Here is an 18,590-nt window from a genome sequence, read left to right as displayed (position 1 = left end):
TGACGCGACATTCTGGCCTCGCTCAATTTGGCATTTGACCTCGTCATGCAAGCGACGTGCCGACTTATGACACCCCCAGATAGGTGGTTGATTTTTAATCGTTTCGCACTGTGCGCCAAAGCGATGAGAGCGAAAAGCTGCCTTCAAAGCACAAGGATTGTGAACCAATGATGGATTCAGGACACATCGATTGGCTCCATTGCAACAATTGACTTGGGACGCAGGTATTTGCGCTGAAGGATTGCCGGCGATTTGCATAGATACCCGACTGGCCAGGCTTTGGAGACGACCCCTAACAAGACGGATCCGAATGCTGCGCGCGCCTTGGCGCAGGTCATGTGCACTGGTCGGCTCTGGCGGTCCTCCTCGTCGGACGACGGGCGGTCGTCAACGAAATGCGAACCGTCGCGGCTAGCCTATCGTGGCGTGGCACGTCGCTCATGATTGCCTTTTCCGCCGAAGGGTAATGTGCTGCTGGACCCCGGCTCTGACAGAGGAATCCCCAATCGCTTGCCAAGCTCGTATTTGCAGATCTACTTGGCTACTTCCCATATAAATCCAAAACTTCCGCTCTCCACCTTCTTGTCGCGTCCTTTGCTGCGTGCCATGCCTTCGCGTAGCGCACGTCGTCCACGAACTCATGGCCGGTCCACCTGAAGCCATCATGGTTTTCGATCGTAATGCCGTCCGCACTGATGCCTCCCATGGAGATTAGGTCGCCTTGGGTCATAAATCCGGAAAAAATTGTCCCAAGTGATCAACAAGGGCGGCACGGCGCCCAAGCCGTCGCCTGAGGAGCCGAACTCATTCGGAGTCCTCAACTACCAACGTCGGCGGGAGATGGCCGAACAGATCTGCCAGAATTTCCCTCAGGGTGCTTCGCGGTACGAACGCTGCGCCCGGCACTTCATGATGGTTCTTGCGGATCGGTCGAACACCGGTCTTGTTGGGCGTCACGCGCCGCGAGTTGGGATAACCGTCAAGCGCGGCGAGCCGCTGCCCCGGTGCAGCACCAAACCAGAAGGACGGGCCCATGCCCAAGTCAGGATTGAGCCGGATCCAAATGGCGCATCCGCTGGGCTTTTCTGCCAAAGACCGGGACAAGGATACGGTGCCGGGTTTCTTCTGCGTTCCGGTCTTGAACTGAATGTGGCGAACGATCTTCCCTCGGGCCATCACTAGGTCGTAGCCGTGGGCATCGAATTCCGATCGGAGGACTTCGAGGTCATAAACGCCAAGCCGCCATAGCTCGCGGAGAGCGTCCCCAACGAAGACATGCTCGACAATCCGCTCCCGCAAGGTCGAATAAAGGAGGTTTGATGCGACCGTCGTCATACGCGGCTCGGCGAGATGGTTGTTCTGCGGCGAATTGGTTTCTGAACAGATTCCGCGGCTGTTGGTCATCGTACCGTCTGACCCTCTGCGCCGGCAAATTGGTTCGGCGATCGCTCGCCTTGTCTCGTTCTATCTGATGACCGGCTCCCAGTAGCGCTCGCCGCTTGTCATCGATGCCCAGACCATCCGGGCGGTCTTGTTGGCCAACACGACCGCTGCAACCTTGGCTGTTCGCCGCGCCATCAACTGCACGAGCCATGGGCCACCTGGTCCCGTTCCGTTCGGCGTAGCGGATGACCCCCCATTGCGCCGATCACGAGTAGCTGTCGCAAATAGCAATTGCCGGCCTTGGAAATGCTGCCGAGCTTCTCCTTCGCCCGCTAGAGTTCTGCTTCGGCACAAGCCCGATAAGCATGCGCAGGCATAGAGCCAGGTCCAGCATGTCCGATCTATCCACATTACGAGTGTAACCCGTTTCGAGTTGACGCTTCAGAATTTTGGATCTTCATTAAAGGACACACACCAATCGGCGCATTCGATATTGAACGGAGGTCCATTCACGGCTCGGAAAACTTACATCATCTCACTTGGGGCCCAGTCAAAGTGGAGACAGCGTTCGGCTATCATGTGAACTGAGTGCGCTTTGGACATTAATGCAGACGACTATGAACCGATGGACGATCCGATTCTGTTTCTGGAATCTCGTGAACGTCGGCTTATAGCCCTAAGAGCTGTTAAGTCCTCGAGATGAAACACAAACGAAAACAAATTGCAGCTGGGTATCCATTGAAGGAGCGCTTACATGGCCGATGATGATATGTCCGATGTCGAGAATCAGGGGGATTTCTGCCGACGAAGTCGATGCTTCGCTGGGCGATTGTCAACGTTTCGACTCAACGCAAATCGACGCTCCGACGCCGCCAGACTTCCTTCGAACGATCACCTTTCGATGGCGGTCAGTGGATCCCACACTATATCAACATAGTGTCGTTGTATTTGAAAGTTTCATTCACGTCCCTTGCTCAAACTCTGGCAGAGGGCCAACCAAGAAAGGAATAAGGCGCCGGATCTCCCAATTCTATGCCAACCGACGGTGAATTCTTTGAGGGCTTGTTTGTACTCGACGAGTTTAAGCATCTCGGCAGGCGGGAGTCAGTGTAGACGGCCGTCGCCACAATCGCTACCTACCAGGGCCGGTTCATGTTTGTGGTACATAGCCTCGCGGCTCTAACCGGCCTGTACGAGCAGTCGGGGAGAGAGACTTTCCTCTGCAACACCGGGATCGAGGTCTTCATGGCCACCGCCGATGAGGAGACGCCGATCTATCTTCCAAGGAAATCGGCGACTAGACTTTTGGTGCCCCAAATCGACCTCATTCAAGCTAAGCCGAATGTTCGAGACCAATCCAGCTATCGGATCAGGGAGCCAACCTGATGCGGCCTGAGCAGGTCCGCCGGATCGATGAGAACAGCGAGATCGTCCTCATCAAGGGACTGCCACCGCTGGGAATGTCCAAGGTGAAATACTATTCAGACCGCCTACTAAGGCGAATCTTCGAAGCCAGACCGGATGAATGCCCGAGCCAACGCCGATTACTCAGCAAGTCGCCGCATCCGCTACGCCATTGCAGTGGGAGCAGAAGGGAGAAGAGATCGAGAGCACAAGCAACCGCGGGTACTTTGCCGCTAATCAGGCGGATACTTTCTCACCTCACCCCATTGCTCTCCTGACGGCGAGAAATATCTCGATCATGCCGATCAGGAGGATCAGTGTCGAGTCCAACATAAAGCCCGAACATCAAACTCCGTTAGAGGAAGCGCAACAAACTGAACCGGCCGACGAGAAGGCAGTAAAGCAACGGCGGGGGCGCGAGGTCGAAGATCATACGTTCGCAAAGGCTTGGTGCTGAAGCCGGAAGAAGGCGAGGCCCTGCGCTCCGTAAGTCCCCAAGAGCGTCGGGTTGATAATTGAAAATTCTGAACCGCACCGTCACATGTGGTTCAAACATCTTCTTCGGTCAAAGGAGCAGTCATGGCTACCGTGAAAGTCGATATCAATAACTTCCAGTCGGAAGTCCTGGAATCCGCAGCACCCGTCGTCGTCGATTTCTGGGCCGAATGGTGCGATTCCTGCAAGATGATTGCTCCGAGCCTCGAGGAAATCTCCGTCGAGATGGAAAGCAAGATCAAGGTCGCCAAGCTCAACATTGATGAATACCCGGAACTCGCCGCTCAATTGGGCGTGCGCTCCATTCCGACGCTCGCGATCTTCAAGGGCGGCGAAGTGGCCGATTTCTCGGTCGGCGCCAAACCGAAGGCAGCTCTTCTGAACTGGATTTCGAACGCTGCCTGATCATATCGCTCAATCTGTACCGCATTGAAAAACCGTAGATTCGTCCCGGATCGGCGTTTTGTACAGGGCTCAGGCATTTGAGCTTCAGCCTGATGGCGGAGCGATCGCGTGGCGACGAAGCTTCCGGCGTTGTCGAGGCGTTGCGTGAATGCTGCGGCTTTCAAGCACGCCGTTACAGGCTCGCGTGACCGCACCAAACTAAGTGATGCCCTGTTGTTGACAGGCTTAGGCGATGCATTTTGCTGAATCGGAGAGGGAATATGGGCAGCAACCGAGAGTTGGTCGGACAAGCAGGGCGCCCTGATACCGAAGGAGGCCCGCGCCAGATCTCCGACGCAATGTCGGACCAGACGCGCGAAGCGACGCTTGCTATCGCCGGCGCCGTGGTTGCCCGCGACGGCAATCTCGACGGATATTCGGATTCAGAGTTGGCCGATTTTGTTAAAGGCTTCAGCAAATGGCCGGACCAGCAGAAGACGCGCGAAGCGACGCTTGCCATCGCCAGCGCGGTGGTTGCCCGCGACGGCAATCTCGACGGATTTTCGGATCCAGAGTTGGCCGATTTGGTGAACGGCTTCAGCAGATGGCCGGACCAGCAGAAGACGCGTGAAGCGACGGTTGCCATCGGCGGCGTGGTGGTTGCCCGCGACGGCAATCTCGACGGATTCTCGAATCAAGAATTCGCCAATCTGGTGAACGGTTTCAGCAAGTGGCCGGAAGAAGAAAAAGCACGTAAGGCGATCGTTGCCATCGCCGGCGAGCTCGGCTCCAAGGGCCGTCGCTTCAGTACTTTCAGCACGCCTGCGCTAGTCAGGATCGCCAACGGGCTGTCGCGGGGTATCGAGGAGGGAGAGACCGCCGGCGAGATCGCCGAACCCGCCTTGCTGAAGGACCGGCTGCATCAGTTGGCGCACTACCTCCAATATGCCGAGGATCGGCTGCAGCAGGCCGATGTCCATGCCATTGCGAGTATATTCAAGGCGTTGGGCAAGGCGCAGTTGTTGGACGATTTCGGCGCGCTGGCACAGCCGGGGTTGGACAGGCTCGAGGTGTTAAGCGCCAATCCCGGGTTTAAGCTCGACAACAACCTCGAGACGATGGGCAACCTTTGCGCCTCCCTGCTGCCCCTAGCTCGCAGCCCGAAGCCGGTGTTGCGCTGGCACCGCAGACCGGCGCTGAACCTGCTCAACGCCATCCAGCCGGTGGTGGAACACAAGATCGATGCCCATCTCAAGGCAGGCCAGGCCGAGCGCACCAGCGGCCCCAATGCAAGCCGCTGCCCGGCGCTTTCGATCTATCAGGTGCTCAAGACCCGGGCAGTGCTGGAGACGCTCTACCGGCGGCCCTATGTCGACGGCGACGAACTCGCCTTGCAGGCCAGGCAGGAAGAGCTGCACGGCAAAACCAGGCAGATCCTGGACAGTGCCCGCGCCCTCATCTACGCCGACCTTTCTTACATGAGCTGGAACGTGATCGCCGAGATCGAGGCGAAGGAGCCCCTCGATGCGCTCGACACCTTCATGGCGCAGAACGCATCGATGGTCCAGGCTCAGCATGCAGCCGCCAGCTTCGATGTCCATCGGGTCCTTCAGGGCATGGACCACGAGCCGAGACCGCCGCAAGGCGATGCCGGACTGATGCGGCTGCCGGTGGTCGACATGCAAGGCCGGCCGCTGGCCAGCGAAGCCGAGTTGCGCTATTCCATTTTCCACCGCTTGACCTCGGGCGCGGTGCCGGTGGTGGCCGTGCAACTAAAGGGAACTCCGACTGGCGCCATGTTGACACGCACGCTCCCCGTAGAGGGCGTGCCCTACCGCATGGACCTGTTCGGCGGCAGCAAACTAAAGCCGCCGCAAAAGAGCCTCAACCAGCTTGCCTCTCACCTGCCCTTCGCGCCCGAAGAGGCCCCAAGCGGCAAGCTTTTGGCGATCCCCTATGCCGAGACGGCTCCGGGCACGGCCTTTGAGCAGTTGTCGCGGGCCTGGGCACCGTTCAAGGAAGCCTATTACTATACTCAGCGCCGCGGATTTGCCGCGCCGCCGGGCATCCCCGACGTTGGCCCGCATGATTATGCGCTGGAAGGGTGCTTCAAGCTGTCCCTTCTGCCCGACCGCCCCGCAGGCGCAGAGCACCCCTTCCGGTTCGAGGGGCGAGACGGCGAGGTCGCCTTGCGGCCGCATGACGGCTGCGGCTTCATCAGGGCCTCACTGGCCGAGCGCATGCCGGCCATTGCCCGGGCTCGCCACGACGCTCCCGAGCGGATGCCTGCCTATGCCGACAGTCGTCAATCGGCGGTACCGCCCTCGGCGCTGCAACATTATCCGCGCAGCGTCGAGGTGGCACAGGAGACCCGCGAGAAGGCTCTGGCTTGGCTCGAAAACCATCCAAGCCTCACCCTCGAGGAGGTGTTCCGGACGGTCACGGGCGGGCACATCGAGGGGTCGGGCGCTATCGCCGTGCCGTCCAGCGACGAATGCCTGCATGTCCCGACGGGCAAGAGCAAGACCTTGACCCGTGACGCTGGCGTGCTTGTCGGACGCTCCCCCTATGACAAGCCCAACCTGCGCCCGTTCGCCGCCGACCGGGTCAGGTCGGCGCGCGATGGCGATCGGACCGCGGCGTTCCTGGATCGGTGCGTGGCCTTCCAATACAGCTTCAACGTCGCGCACAGGTCGGGGGCCGGGCTAGCCGCCGACGATCCGACCTTCTTTGCCAAAGGCATCTTGATCGTTGTGCCCGACGAAATGTGGCCGGCGGACTTCGCCGACCGCGGGGTGGTGATGTCTGCGGAGGACGTAAAGTGCCATTCGCGCTGGCTGGAGGAAAAGAACCGCGTTAAGGCCGACACCGCGCTCGAGTGCGTCGGCATCCTGCAGGCGACGGAGGTGTTTGCGCCCGGCTCTTTGGTTGCGGTTCCGAGCGTCGAACAAAAAATGCTCGACGGCGATTTTGACGGCGACGCCGTCGTCATCATCGGCAACCGGCCTCGCCTTTACGAGCATGTGCGCCAGTTCGACGCGCAGCTGCAGGCGCGCGGCGTCGCCTCGATGAAGCCGCCGAAGTCGCACACGCCGGCCATTGAGAAAGGCGACTACCAGTTCAGCCGGGCCAAGCAGATCCTGTCGGCCACCGGGCTGGTGCTGGAGACCTACAGCTGCCTGCAGCGCAACGTGCTGGCGCAGCCGCAGGAGGCGCAACGCTGGTTTGCCGAGCGCGCCATCTTCGGCACCTACGAGGGCATTCATCCTGAGCTCAAGGCCGACATCCGCGCACTGTTGCAGAAAGATCGGCCGGATGGCCAGACCCTCCATGAGCTCATCACCAGGGCGGGGGAAGACAGCAAGGCCGCCAAGCACCCGGTGGCCTGCGAACTGGCCGCCTTGCTAGTGGCCGAGCTCCAGGACTGGAACCTGCAGCTCGGCGAGCCGGCTCATCAGCAGTCGGACGTCAAGCAGCAGTTAGCGCGATCCGTGGCCTCAGCCGGCGCGAAGCTTGCCGTCAGCGCCGACGCCGCCGCGCTCTTCCCGAAACTCAGCGAATCCTATCCGGCTACCGCTGACGCCAGGAAGCGCATCGATTTCCTGCTCAACCACTACCAGCCGCGCATCGATCCGCGGCCCGACGGCTACAACCCGGACGATCTGCATGAAAGTGCGATCAATCTGTTGAGCGTCGGCATCAAGGTCGGCACGGACGCCTACAAGTCCGATACCGGTGCGCGGGTGTTCATGCAAAAAACCACCGAATTGCAGCGGCTCTTGGAGCGGAGGCCGGGCTTCAAGGCGGCCCCCTATGTCAAGGCGCAGGCGGCAAAGCTCCACCAGGGCCGGTTCGACGTCGATGGCAGCCTGGCGGATCTGAAGGACAACCCCACGCTGGCGGCCTCGGTCATGGAGGCCTCGATCAGACTCGCCGTCGAAAAGCGTATCCTGCCCAGCGCCTTAGCAATCTCGGCCGACAACCCCGCCAGCAGGATAACGCTGAGCAGCGAACAGGCCCTGGAGCGCGCCAGGCTCGAAGCCGCCCCCGCCGAAGCGCAAGAAAGCGCGATTATCGAAACTGTGCATGCGGTTGCCGAGCTTTTGCGGCAGGACGGCATCGAGGTGAAGGTGCCGCATCTTGACCAACGGTCGCGCGGGCAGGTCTGGATAGCCGACGAGTTGACCGGCCATAACGTGAGCGCGGCGCCGGAGGCCAAATTGGTCACCAATGCCGTGCGCCATGTCTTCGAGATCCCGGACGAGGCTTTTACGCGCGCCTTCAGGAAGGCGGCACTGGCCTTCGAGGAGCGGGACTGCAGCGAGGTCGAGACCACCAACTGGTTCATCAGGATGGACACGCCGCGGTTACGCGGCGTTCACACGGCATTCAGAACTGCGCAGAACTATCGCTTCGAGGTCGAGTTCCATACGCCGGCCAGTTACCGGGCCGAGCTCGCGCAGCGCGCGCAGAGCGAATGCGAGCTGGTTCCCGTTCCCCATGGTGCCTGGGAGATATTACACTGGGGCTCGTCAGGAGAAAGCAGGTCGAGGGCGGCAGGAACCTCCAGGTCGGCCACCATCGCAAGACAACAGATTGCGGTCGCTCACTCGCCGCAAGCCGGCGAGATCGTCGCGGCCCTTGGCACGCGGCCGGTGGTGCTCGTCGGCATGCCGGCGAGCGGCAAGTCGACCATCGGTCCCCGGCTTGCCAAGGAGCTGGGGGTGGAGTTTGTCGACATCGATAAGCTTATCGTCGCCCAGCACGGCAATATTAAGGATATATTCGAGCGCCATGGCCAGCCGCACTTCAGGGAGCTGGAGGCTAGAGAGCTCGCCGAACAGCTGAAGAAAGGGCCCATCGTCATCGCAACCGGCGGCGGCTGCTTTGTCAAGAAGTCCAATCGAGACCTGATCCTCGAGAAGGCCGTGTCGATCTGGCTCGACACCGACCTTCAAGAGGTCGGCAGGCGCATCGCCCTGCAACAGCGCCTCACGGGCGACACCGGCCGGCCGCTGCTGCAAGGCGCCGACATCGAGCAGCAGCTCGAAAACATGTTAGAAGCGCGCGGGCCAGACTACCAACAGGCCGATATCAGGGTGGTCCCGCCCTTTAAAAAAGACAAGAAGAACGTCGGCACTTGCGTGAAGGAGCTCTACGCTTTCCTGTGCAGCAGGGAGAGAGAAGCCGCTCTGCCCGCTGCCGAAATATCACATGTTTCCGGTGCTTCCGGCACCGCCATCAGCATGTCCCCAACAGCGCAGCGCATGCACGATGATCATCACAACGGCCACGAGTGCGGGGGCGGCGGCGTGGAAACCATCCAGGCGCCGGCGGCACCATTGAGTGAAGGGGAACGGCCGCCGCCCCTCGACAGCTTCACCGCCGACCCGCAGCCTTTGCTGGCCGGCAATAACGCACGCGCGGATTTAGCGTCTTCCACGAGAAGCAGAGAACGCTCGAGTCGAGGACAATAAGCTTTAGGCGGCAACAATCAAGGGTTCTTTCGCAGGTTTGGTGCAGGGTGTGGGTTCGCGCCGAATGCTAAAAAAAGTGAAAGGCGGGTGGCCGGCGCGCGACAGCGTGGGTTGGTCACAACCTACGGCTCTTCGCGATGGGCCATTAACCAGGAGATCGACCAGGCAGGGTTGCTCCGGCCGGCCGGCGTTTTCCTGGGTAAACTGAAAGATCGGTATCTGTGCCATACCGGGCCAGAGAACGTCATGGCTTTTGCGCCGGCACGTTCGGGCAAGGGCGTCAGACTGGTTGTTCCAACGCTTCTTTCCTGGACCGGCTCAGCCGCATTCACGACATCAAAGGGGAGGAGTGGCAGTTGACGGCCGGCTGGCAGTCGAAGTTCTCGTACTGCCTGCTGTTCAACCCGGCCGATCCGAGTGAAAGTCCTCAAAGGTCCGAACGAGCTCCGCGACGTCCAGAACATCGCCGACATTCTCGTCGACCTCGGGGGGCGCTGGAACGCGGCGAAAAGACGAGTCATTCCCTCCTGATCGGCGCCACCCTGCCCGTGTTCTACGCCGAACAAGAAAGACGATCGCCCGTGCGTCACCTTTCTTGCCGGACCCACAACGCTCATTTGCCGCGACACTGCAGCGGATGATGACCACCAACCATCTAGCCGCCGCCATAGGCGTTGGCCTACAGCAGTGGGTTGCCGGGCTGGTGCTCTGGATCGCCGACCACAGCTCGCGGTCTTCGCAGCTCGCCGCGAGCCTTCGCAAACGTGTTTGTCCGCCACCTTCGCCCGAATGATTGGCTCGCATGCTGAATCGTTCAGAATATCACGGCAAAGCCGACCGGCTTGCCGATCATCTGCCTTGAGCCGCACTCGACGCGCACAGCATCGTCCTCAAAGGACGGCAGCTTTCAGCGCACCTTTCGGCTCCGCGGCTCCGATCTCAAGCGCGACTGAAGCCGAACTTGTAGTCAGGTGCGCGCGGCAAACTATGAGCTGAGAAGCTTGGCTCTGGCTGGGCATTTTTCTTTGACGCCGAGCGCATCGAAGCGCTGGACTATCGGCCTCATGCTAGTCGATGAAGAACGGCACGGCGCTTTCGATGGCAAGTCGCGCATTGCGAGAGCAGATATCGTCTGACTTTGCTGTTCATGCCGTCGCCGGACAAGCAAGCGCGTGCGGAAAGCGCACTCGTCGACTCGCATCATTCCAAAGGCGAGACAGACTCATACTTTCGTAGGTGAGACGATGGGACTGTCGCTCGCGCGCCTCGTGGATCACGGGAGTTCTGCTGGGGCGTCCTTTTCTGCCCGACGACGGTGGCGGGATGACCTACGCCGATCTGGTCGTGCGGTTGGAGATTCGTTTCGGCGTTTGCTGTTGGGTTCAAAGTGGGTCTGGTGTATGAACGGCAGGCTTGCCGCGTCGCCCGATCGAGTTCACTATCCCGCTTTTGCTCTCGAGTTCATCCAAATAATCTGCCCACCACTGCATCATCTTGACACGCTCTTCCCAATGCTCAGCCCGGGCGTAGGCACGACGAACGTCGTTGTTTTCGATGTGGGCCAGTTGCCGCTCTATGGCATCCGAATGCCAATTTCCGCATTCGTTTAGCAGAGTTGATGCCGTTGCTCGAAAACCGTGCGCTGTAGCTTCCTCTTTGCTATAGCCCATACGGCGAAGGGCGGCGTTAAGCGTGTTGTCGGAAATCGGGCGCGAACCCGATCGAACACTAGGAAACAACAGCGATCCACCACCAGAGATTTCTCTAAGTGAGGTCAGGACGCTGACCGCCTGCCTGGAAAGAGGTACACGGTGCGGCCTTCGCATCTTCATGCGTCCTTCAGGGATGCTCCACACCGACCTTTCAAAATCGAACTCATCCCATCCGGCCGCGCGCAGCTCGCCGGGGCGGGGAAACAATAGGGCCATCATCTTCAGGGCGGCTCGGGTTGTTGGCTGTCCATCAAACGCATTGATCGCCCTCAGCAAGCCTCCCAAGGCCTTAGGATCGGTAACTGCCGCACGCGGCGTGACCGTCGGACCGACGAGTGCCCCCCTCAGGGCGATCGTCGGATCTACATCGGCGCGTGCGGTTGCGATTGCATATCGAAACACGCTGCCGATAGTGGAGCGCAGTCGCCTAGCCGACTCGTATCGACCGCGAACCTCCACGCTGCGGAGAGCGGCCAGAATTGTGGCCGGATCGATCTCCCTAATGCTTTTGTCCCCAAATGTTGGATAGGCAAAGTCGAGCAACCATTTGACCTTGGTGATGGTCCGGTCGGCACGTCCCTCCTTCTTCAGCTTGTCGACATAATCCTCCGCGATTGAGCGAAAGGTGTCCTCTGCCGAAGCCTTTTGCGACTTACGCTCCTGTGCGGGGTCGATGCCACGTAGGAGAAGACGTTTGGCGGTATCGCGCGCCTCGCGTGCCTCAGCGAGGGAGATGAGGGGATAGCTGCCCAATGCCAGAAGCTTCTGCTTGCCCCCAAAACGATAGGCGAGGCGCCATAGCCGAGATCCGGTAGGCTGCACCCAAAGCTGGAGCCCGCCGCCGTCAGAAAATTTCACGAGCTTGGAAGCGGGTCGGGCATTTCGGCATTTCACGTCGGACAGCACCATTTTCGGGAGCTCCATTTGGCTGCATCGATACCATCAGGATCTCCAATACCATCGAAAATACCAGCCCTCCGCCTCGTTGGACCAACTACGCCGAAATTCCACAAAACACGACCAACCGCGCCTTGCGAGCGAAAATCACCAAGAATTTCAGATATTTGCCGAGACAAAAGCGTAGATGCTTCGGCGGAAGAGACTGTCGGGAGAAGGGGGGATGGTGCCCAGAGGCGGCACATAATCATCTTGCCACCATGCGACATGTAGTGACGCCAGACATCTACCCATAGCAATACCGCCTGATTTTGTTGCATTTTCTGCAACATGATCTAACCAAGCATAGCCAAATCACGCCACGCCATGCTACATCCTGAGTGTGTAAGGAACTGTGTAACGGAGGCGGTGGGTGGCTAAGGAACGAGACAGGCTTTCGGCGGTGATGGTCAAACAGGCTCCTGCTGGCAAGTACGGCGATGGCGGCGGGCTGTGGCTCATCAAGTCTGGCAAGGACACGGGAAGCTGGATGCTGCGCGTCTCCGTGCATGGGCGGCTCAAGCACATGGGGCTAGGCTCGATTGCCGACGTGTCACTGAAAGAGGCGCGCGAGGCGGCAGAGAGGTGGCGCAAGGTGGCGCGCGCGGGAAGGGACCCGATCAACGATCGTCGTCGCCAGAAGCGCGAGGCCGCTCGCAACATGCACCTCCTGAAAGACGTAGCCGACGATTGTTTCGAGGCCATAAAGGCAACGCTCAAGGGCGATGGCACGGCAGGGCGTTGGCGGACGCCGCTCGATCTCCATGTCCTGCCAAAGCTCGGCAAAATTCCGGTCGCCGAGTTGACCCAGGACGACATCAAGAACGTGCTGCGACCGTTGCGCGATACGAAGCACGAGACGATGCGGAAGGCTTTGAACCGTCTCAATCTGGTCGTTCGCCATGCCGCAGCCGCCGGGCTCGATGTTGACTTGCAAGTCGTTGACAAGGCGCGCGCCCTGATCGGCGCATCGCAGCACAAGGCTGAGAATGTACCGGCAATGGCCTGGGAGGACGTGCCGGGCTTCTACGCCAGCCTGAGCGACGGCAGCGTCACGCACTTGGCGATGCGGCTGCTGATCCTCACTGGCGTTCGCTCCGCGCCGCTGCGGTTCATGCGCGAAGATCAGATAGACGGCAAGGTGTGGATGATACCGGCAGCATTGATTAAGTCGCGAAAGGGCAAAGCAGACGATTTTCGCGTGCCCCTGTCGGCTGAGGCGATTGTCGTCATTGATCAGGCCAAGCGCCATGCGCGCGGCCGGTATTTATTTCCCAATGCCAGCGGCAAGGGCGTGATCAGCGACATGACACTTTCGATGTACATGCGCCGAGCCAAGATCGAGGCGCGCCCGCATGGCTTTCGAAGCTCTCTGAGAGACTGGCTTGCGGACTGTACAGACGCGCCGCATGAGGTCGCTGAGACGATCCTGGGGCATGCTGTCGGCAGCGCAGTGACGCGCGCATATTTGCGCACTGACTTTCTAGAGCAGCGCCGGGTGCTCCTCGATCGCTGGGCGAACCATTGCAACGGCAAAGCCACGACTGACGACAACCCCGCCGCCGATGATCCGGCTTCCAACGTTGTCCCGATGAGGGCGCGGACATGAGCGGCAAATTGCGGGCTGATTTGCCGCGCCGCTTTTGGCGACTTGCGCCAAACAAGCAATTGTCGACAAAATATTGCAGGCACATCCTGATTAACGACGATATCTTGCGCTGTTCTCTGAATTTGTAGGGAGTGGTTGCAGCAACTGTTGCTGGGAATAGTCAGCCTATGACAACGGAGGCTGACCTATGAATACACATGCTGCAACCGATCCGCTGATTAGGGACAAAGACGCCGCAGCGATGCTCAGCGTCTCGGTTCGGACTTTCTGGCGTTGGGTAAGCGAAGGCGATGCGCCCAAGCCGCTTAAAATGGGCGGCATCAGCCGGTGGCCGCGCTCCGAAATCTCCGGGATGATCGAGCGCGCCAAAGCAGCACGCGAAGCCGCGTGATCGCCGTGACCGAAGACATCGTGTTTTGCGCCAAGACCGGTCGCCAGATTGTCGACGGCAACGTGATCCCGTTCCCCGCGCGCCCCAGGCCGGTTGCCATACCGGGCGACGTAGCGGCGTACGCTCAATCGGTGACAATCAAACCGGCCCTGGCCGGGCTCACCGTCGACCAGATTTGCGATCTCGCAGCTGCGGAGGAGCTTGCTGCGCTCGAACGTCGGTTTGCCGCCGATCCGCTTCCCGATGACATCTGATGAAAAGCGAAAAAGCCCGAGCGGCAACTCGGGCTTTCTGAATAAGCTTCTGAGACAGTGAAGCTAGATCAACAACAATCGACGTTGTAAATTTAGCAACAATGCACTGTCTCGTCAATGATGATGAGACGAAAGTGAACAAAGATTGCAATGCGGCCTTCGGGCCTTCCATCCATATACTGGTCGATCAGCCGATTGGGTGCGACCAGTGAACGCCGCCCAGCCATACACTTTTCAAGACTGGCAGGACGGCAAGGCTCCTAAAAAGGGCTGGGATTGCGCCGACGCGATCGATGACGGCTGGTCGAAGGATCAGCTTGACGCGTTCATGCGCGCGACCGCTCGCCCGTGGTCGCCACCGCAACAGAAACCGGAAAGCGAGGCCGCTGAGCGCGTTTCTCCTAAGGCTGAGCCGTTGCCGATCGGTGGCAACGACAACGGGCCGGGTGGAGCCCCAGGCGTCAAGCCCCGTATCTATGTCGTGAAGGGCGAAATTCACCGGGCGGTGGAGCAGGCGATTTCCATACTCTCAAGTCAGTCCCTGGGCATCTTCTCCAGGGCGGACGAGCTTGTCAGACCCGTCACCCATACCACGCCCAAGCAGACCCTGACCGTTGCTAAGCAGGGCGAAAACACCAGCCGTCCCGATGGATCGGTAATCGTCACGACCATCACCGAGGCCGCGCTTACCGAGGTCCTGTCCGAGCGTGCTCTGTTCATGAAGTTCAACGCTCGTGTCGCTGACTTCGTGCCGTGCGACTGCCCGCCAGAAGTGGCTAGGATGATCCTGGCGAGAAAGGGCCATAACTGGACCATGCCGCGCCTGAGAGCGGTAATCAGCGCACCGACGCTGCGCCATGATGGCACGGTCATCAGCGAGCCAGGATATGACGCCGCGACCGGATTGCTTCTTGTGGGTGGGCGGCTGTGGCGGCACGTTCCTGAAAATCCGTCTAAACGCGAAGCCGCCGAAGCGCTCGCCGTCTTGTCGGAGCCGATCGCCGCGCTTCCCTTCGTGGCGGATAGCGACCGCGCCGCCGCCCTAGCTCTGCTGATAACAAGCGTTATGCGACCCAGCCTCAAAACCGCGCCCATGTTCGCGGTGTCAGCGCCCTCTGCCGGTACCGGTAAGAGCTTGGTTGTCGACGTGGCCGCTGTCATGGCAACAGGTCGGCGGGCCGCTGTTGTCACCCCGACGCCAGACGAGCAAGAGCTTGAAAAGCGTATAGGTGCCTGCGCACTTGCCGGCGATCAAATATTAAGCATAGACAATATCACCTCTATCCTGCGGAGTGACCAACTTTGCCAGATGCTGACGCAGGATGAGGTTCAAGTTCGCGTGCTCGGTTCATCCAAGAATGTCCGCATCCCCGCGACTAGCCTGATCTGCGCCACTGGCAATAATCTGACATTGTTTGGGGACCTCAATCGCCGCACGATCCAAATTCGCCTGGATGCGAAGTGCGAGCGGCCCGAGGAACGGAGTTTCAAGTTCGACGCTATTGATCTGGCCTTGCGCAAGCGGCCCGAGCTTGTTGCGGCGGCTCTTACGGTTGTACGTGCCTATCTGTCGGCCGGCGCTCCGAACGTGGCTCCCGCTATGGGAAATTTTGAGGACTGGAGCGATCTTGTACGGTCCTCGCTGATGTGGCTTGGCCTTGCTGATTGCCGGGGCGATGTTGCTGCTCAGCGCGCATCGGACCCGGAGAAGGACGAACTTGCCGAGATCATCCAGGCGCTACCGAGCGGGCCGTTTACGACGCGGGAAGTAGCTATCAAGGTAGCCGAAAGCCCGCTGCTCAAGGAAACGCTGGCATCCTTCATGGACAGAGGCGGTGTGTTCTCCTCGAAACGCTTCGGTCGATATCTCGCGCGGTATGCAGGAACACGGATCGGCAATCGCTGGATTGAACAACTGCCTCGTGACTGCAATAGCAATAGCAGCGTTTGGCGCGTGGCTGATGACGATCGGGATCAGCCATCATCGACTGACCGGGAACAGGAACTAGGTAGTTGGTGATACTGCCCGCGCTTCCTGCCAGGAAATTCTAGCTCCCAACTATCGGCCCCTACCGTGCCCTCAACTCAACGAGGGCACGACAAAAAATGACCGTTCCTAGCGAGACCAACCGTTCCGGCCCTTACAACGGTAACGGGGTCACGACCGTTTTTGATTACGAGTTCAAGATCACCAATGAGAACTATATCAAGGTGATCAAGGCTGACGCGGCCGGCGTCGAAACGGTGTTGACGATCGACGCGGATTATGTCGTGACCGATGTTGGCAACCCGGCAGGCGGTCAAGTCGCACTCACCGTGCCGCTGCCAACCGGGCAGACGTTGACGATGATCCCGAACGTGCCCTTTACCCAGGAAATCGACCTGGAAAATCAGGGCGCTTATTACGCCGAAACGGTCGAGAACGGGCTTGATCTCGCGACGATGCGCGATCAGCAATTGCAAGAGCAGATCAACCGCGCCGTGCAAATCCCGGCCTCGGAAGACCCCGCCCAGCTTGAGGGCCTGGTTGGCGACATTCTGCGGCTGGCCGATAGCGCCGACAAGATCGACACGGTTGCGGACAACATCGCCGATGTGAACGAGGCGGCTGACAACATGGCCGCGATCATCGCCGCGCCCGCCCAAGCTTCGGCAGCTGCGGCGAGCGCAGCTTCGGCAAGCGCCGCTGTGTTTGTGGCGAACAAATGGGCGACGGAAGCCGAAGACGTTGCCGTGAATGACGGAGTAAACCCGGCCGGCTTCTCGGCGTTCCACTGGATGCGTAAGGCTTTGGGGTACGCTACAAGCGCCTCGGCGTCGGCAATCGCTGCTGCGGCCTCGGCTGCAAGCATTGCCCTGCCCGCGATCGTCGCCAGCACCTTCCTGCAAGCCAAGGCGGACGCGAGCGGGTATGAAACCAAGACGCCGACCGAAGTCCGCAACGCGCTCGCCGCTGCCGCTTTCGTCGTTGATCGCGCGGCGCTCAAAGCGCTGGACCCGACCAAGGACAAAGCCGCCACGACGTACGGCGAGGCCGGCCGGAATGGAACCTGGGTCGCCTATCTGCACGCTAGCCTTTCCGCCAACGATCAGGCGGCGGCGGTGGATGATGCACAGGAAGGCATGTTTGCGCGCTCCACCGCAAACAACCTGTACACCTGGGTTCGGCAATGCCGCCGACAAGCCGACATCGAAATGTTCGGGGCGTCGCCGTCCGCGACCGCTGCGGCGAACTCGACGGCCATTCAAGCCGCCATCGACCTTTGCCAGAAATACAGCTATCCACTACGCATTCCGGCCGGCGACTATCAGTATGACAGCGGCCTCACGGTGAAGAACGTATTGCGCCTGACCGGCGATGGCATGTTCCGTTCCCGATTGGTCTACACCGGTGCGTTCTCGGCGATGTTCATCAATCCCGACGCGACCTTTGCGAACGACAACACCGGCTATTATTTTGCCGATTTCTCTGTGTCGCCATCCGCTCAGAACGGCGGCACGTATGGCATGATCTGGACCGTTGCCGGTACGGAATACGTCTCCAACTCCATGGTGGAGCGTTGCTATATCGGGCAGTTCGGTACGCAGGGCTTCTATTTCAACAACACCGGGACTACGGGCGGTTTCTTCTCTCTGCATATCAACCGCTGTTTCATCGCCAACGGCTTCAAGGGCAACAATGTTGGCGATAGCGTCACGATCGAACACACCACGATCAACGCACAGGGAAACTTCATCGGCGTGTTTGTCACCCAGGCGTCGGGTGCGCGTGAATTCATCATCCGCGACTGCAACATCACCTGCCAGGGCGGCGGCATTCAGCTTGTGAACACGATCGGGGCCAAGATCATTGATACTTGGGTCGAGCAGCCATCATATTGGGGCGATGCTCTCGGCGCGCTCGGCGCTCAGGTCCTACTATCCGGTACGCAGAAGACGACAATTCGCGGCTGCACATTCCAGCCGCTCGCCGCTTCGATCGTGTCGACAGCGTATGCGCTGATCGTCAACGGCAATGACACAGTCATTGAGGATACGGAGTTTGGCATAGGTGAGACCGCTCACGTCAACATCGTTGCTGGCGCTCTGCGCACCCAGATAAGGGACGGAAACAGCGATATTCAGAATGGCACGCTGACATTCGCGGACGCCGAACCGACGACCGTATACGGACCTAAGTTGCAGGCGACCTCAGGTAAGGGCATCGGCTACGCCTCGGGCGCTGGCGGAGCCGTGGTGCAGGCTACCAGCAAGACGACTGGCGTGACGCTCAATAAGGCGTCAGGTCAAGTCACGATGAACGCAGCGGCGCTCGCCGCTGGCACGATCGTTAGCTTTGTCCTGACGAACAGCGCGATCGCGGCCGGCGACGTGCTCATCCTCAATCACATATCTGGCGGCACGCGCGGGGCGTACTCACTCAATGCCAGCAGCGCAGCCGGATCGGCAACGATCGACGTGAGAAACAACACAGCCGGGTCTTTGTCTGAGGCGATCGTGATTGCATTTGCGATGGTCAAAGCCGTCACAAGCTAGTCGGATTTC

Annotated in this window: 13 protein-coding genes and 3 pseudogenes; 12 read left to right on the top strand and 4 right to left on the bottom strand. The window is 59.8% G+C overall.

The genetic code is table 11. The annotated features are described in order from the left end of the window. Positions 1–238 precede the first annotated feature (238 nt). Positions 239–407: pseudogene (locus CK222_RS31965) on the top strand (IS110 family transposase); the annotation flags it as partial. Between the two features lie 397 nt (positions 408–804). Here CK222_RS31965 and CK222_RS27415 read toward each other — a convergent pair. Further along, a complete protein-coding gene (locus tag CK222_RS27415; protein WP_245418805.1) occupies positions 805–1,404 on the bottom strand; it encodes a hypothetical protein in 600 nt (199 codons plus the stop codon). A 1,131-nt stretch (positions 1,405–2,535) separates the two neighbouring features. Here CK222_RS27415 and CK222_RS33150 point away from each other — a divergent pair. From CK222_RS33150 to trxA, 4 genes and pseudogenes are all read left to right on the top strand, one after another. After that, a complete protein-coding gene (locus CK222_RS33150) occupies positions 2,536–2,769 on the top strand; it encodes a type IV secretory system conjugative DNA transfer family protein (RefSeq protein ID WP_095776498.1) in 234 nt (77 codons plus the stop codon). Continuing rightward, positions 2,769–2,834, top strand: a pseudogene (locus CK222_RS33475) (hypothetical protein); the annotation flags it as partial. The gene CK222_RS33150 and the pseudogene CK222_RS33475, both read left to right, overlap by 1 nt. Positions 2,835–2,908: 74 nt before the next feature. Then, positions 2,909–3,244, top strand: coding sequence for a hypothetical protein (locus CK222_RS27405; RefSeq protein WP_095776497.1), 336 nt, complete (start codon positions 2,909–2,911; stop codon positions 3,242–3,244). Between the two features lie 122 nt (positions 3,245–3,366). Further along, on the top strand, positions 3,367–3,687 hold the full coding sequence (gene trxA, locus CK222_RS27400) for a thioredoxin (protein WP_095776496.1): 321 nt from the start codon (positions 3,367–3,369) through the stop codon (positions 3,685–3,687). A 422-nt stretch (positions 3,688–4,109) separates the two neighbouring features. Here trxA and CK222_RS33145 read toward each other — a convergent pair whose 3' ends face one another. After that, positions 4,110–4,364 (bottom strand): hypothetical protein, encoded by a 255-nt coding sequence (locus CK222_RS33145; RefSeq protein WP_245418806.1) that lies wholly within the window; start codon positions 4,362–4,364, stop codon positions 4,110–4,112. A gap of 129 nt (positions 4,365–4,493) precedes the next feature. Further along, positions 4,494–4,646, bottom strand: coding sequence for a hypothetical protein (locus CK222_RS33140; RefSeq protein ID WP_245418807.1), 153 nt, complete (start codon positions 4,644–4,646; stop codon positions 4,494–4,496). A 24-nt stretch (positions 4,647–4,670) separates the two neighbouring features. Between CK222_RS33140 and CK222_RS27395 the strand changes: the two genes are divergently transcribed. After that, complete coding sequence (locus CK222_RS27395) at positions 4,671–9,143, top strand: shikimate kinase (protein WP_245433310.1); 4,473 nt, start codon at positions 4,671–4,673, stop codon at positions 9,141–9,143. A gap of 96 nt (positions 9,144–9,239) precedes the next feature. Beyond that, positions 9,240–9,801, top strand: a pseudogene (locus CK222_RS27390) (type IV secretory system conjugative DNA transfer family protein); the annotation flags it as partial. Between the two features lie 724 nt (positions 9,802–10,525). On the opposite strand, the gene CK222_RS27385 reads toward CK222_RS27390, so the two are convergent. Beyond that, positions 10,526–11,764: an integrase arm-type DNA-binding domain-containing protein gene (locus CK222_RS27385; protein ID WP_095776684.1), complete on the bottom strand. Its 1,239-nt coding sequence runs from the start codon at positions 11,762–11,764 to the stop codon at positions 10,526–10,528. A gap of 433 nt (positions 11,765–12,197) precedes the next feature. On the opposite strand from CK222_RS27385, the gene CK222_RS27380 reads away from it, so the two are divergent. From CK222_RS27380 to CK222_RS32745, 5 genes are all read left to right on the top strand, one after another. Next, a complete protein-coding gene (locus CK222_RS27380) occupies positions 12,198–13,400 on the top strand; it encodes a site-specific integrase (RefSeq protein ID WP_095802525.1) in 1,203 nt (400 codons plus the stop codon). A 187-nt stretch (positions 13,401–13,587) separates the two neighbouring features. Next, the gene (locus CK222_RS27375; protein ID WP_095802524.1) at positions 13,588–13,791 is read left to right on the top strand and encodes a helix-turn-helix domain-containing protein; all 204 of its coding nucleotides are present in this window, start codon (positions 13,588–13,590) and stop codon (positions 13,789–13,791) included. Next, entirely contained in the window at positions 13,788–14,045 is a 258-nt protein-coding gene (locus CK222_RS27370; RefSeq protein WP_095802523.1) for a hypothetical protein, read from the top strand. The genes CK222_RS27375 and CK222_RS27370 overlap by 4 nt, the downstream gene beginning before the upstream one ends. Positions 14,046–14,253: 208 nt before the next feature. After that, a complete protein-coding gene (locus CK222_RS27365; protein WP_095802522.1) occupies positions 14,254–16,065 on the top strand; it encodes a hypothetical protein in 1,812 nt (603 codons plus the stop codon). 86 nt (positions 16,066–16,151) lie between these two features. Continuing rightward, a complete protein-coding gene (locus CK222_RS32745) occupies positions 16,152–18,581 on the top strand; it encodes a hypothetical protein (RefSeq protein ID WP_210201948.1) in 2,430 nt (809 codons plus the stop codon). The last annotated feature ends 9 nt before the right edge of the window (positions 18,582–18,590 follow it).

The organism is Mesorhizobium sp. WSM3866, assembly GCF_002294795.1.
Classification (GTDB): domain Bacteria; phylum Pseudomonadota; class Alphaproteobacteria; order Rhizobiales; family Rhizobiaceae; genus Mesorhizobium.
This window is presented reverse-complemented; position numbering and strand designations above follow the sequence as displayed.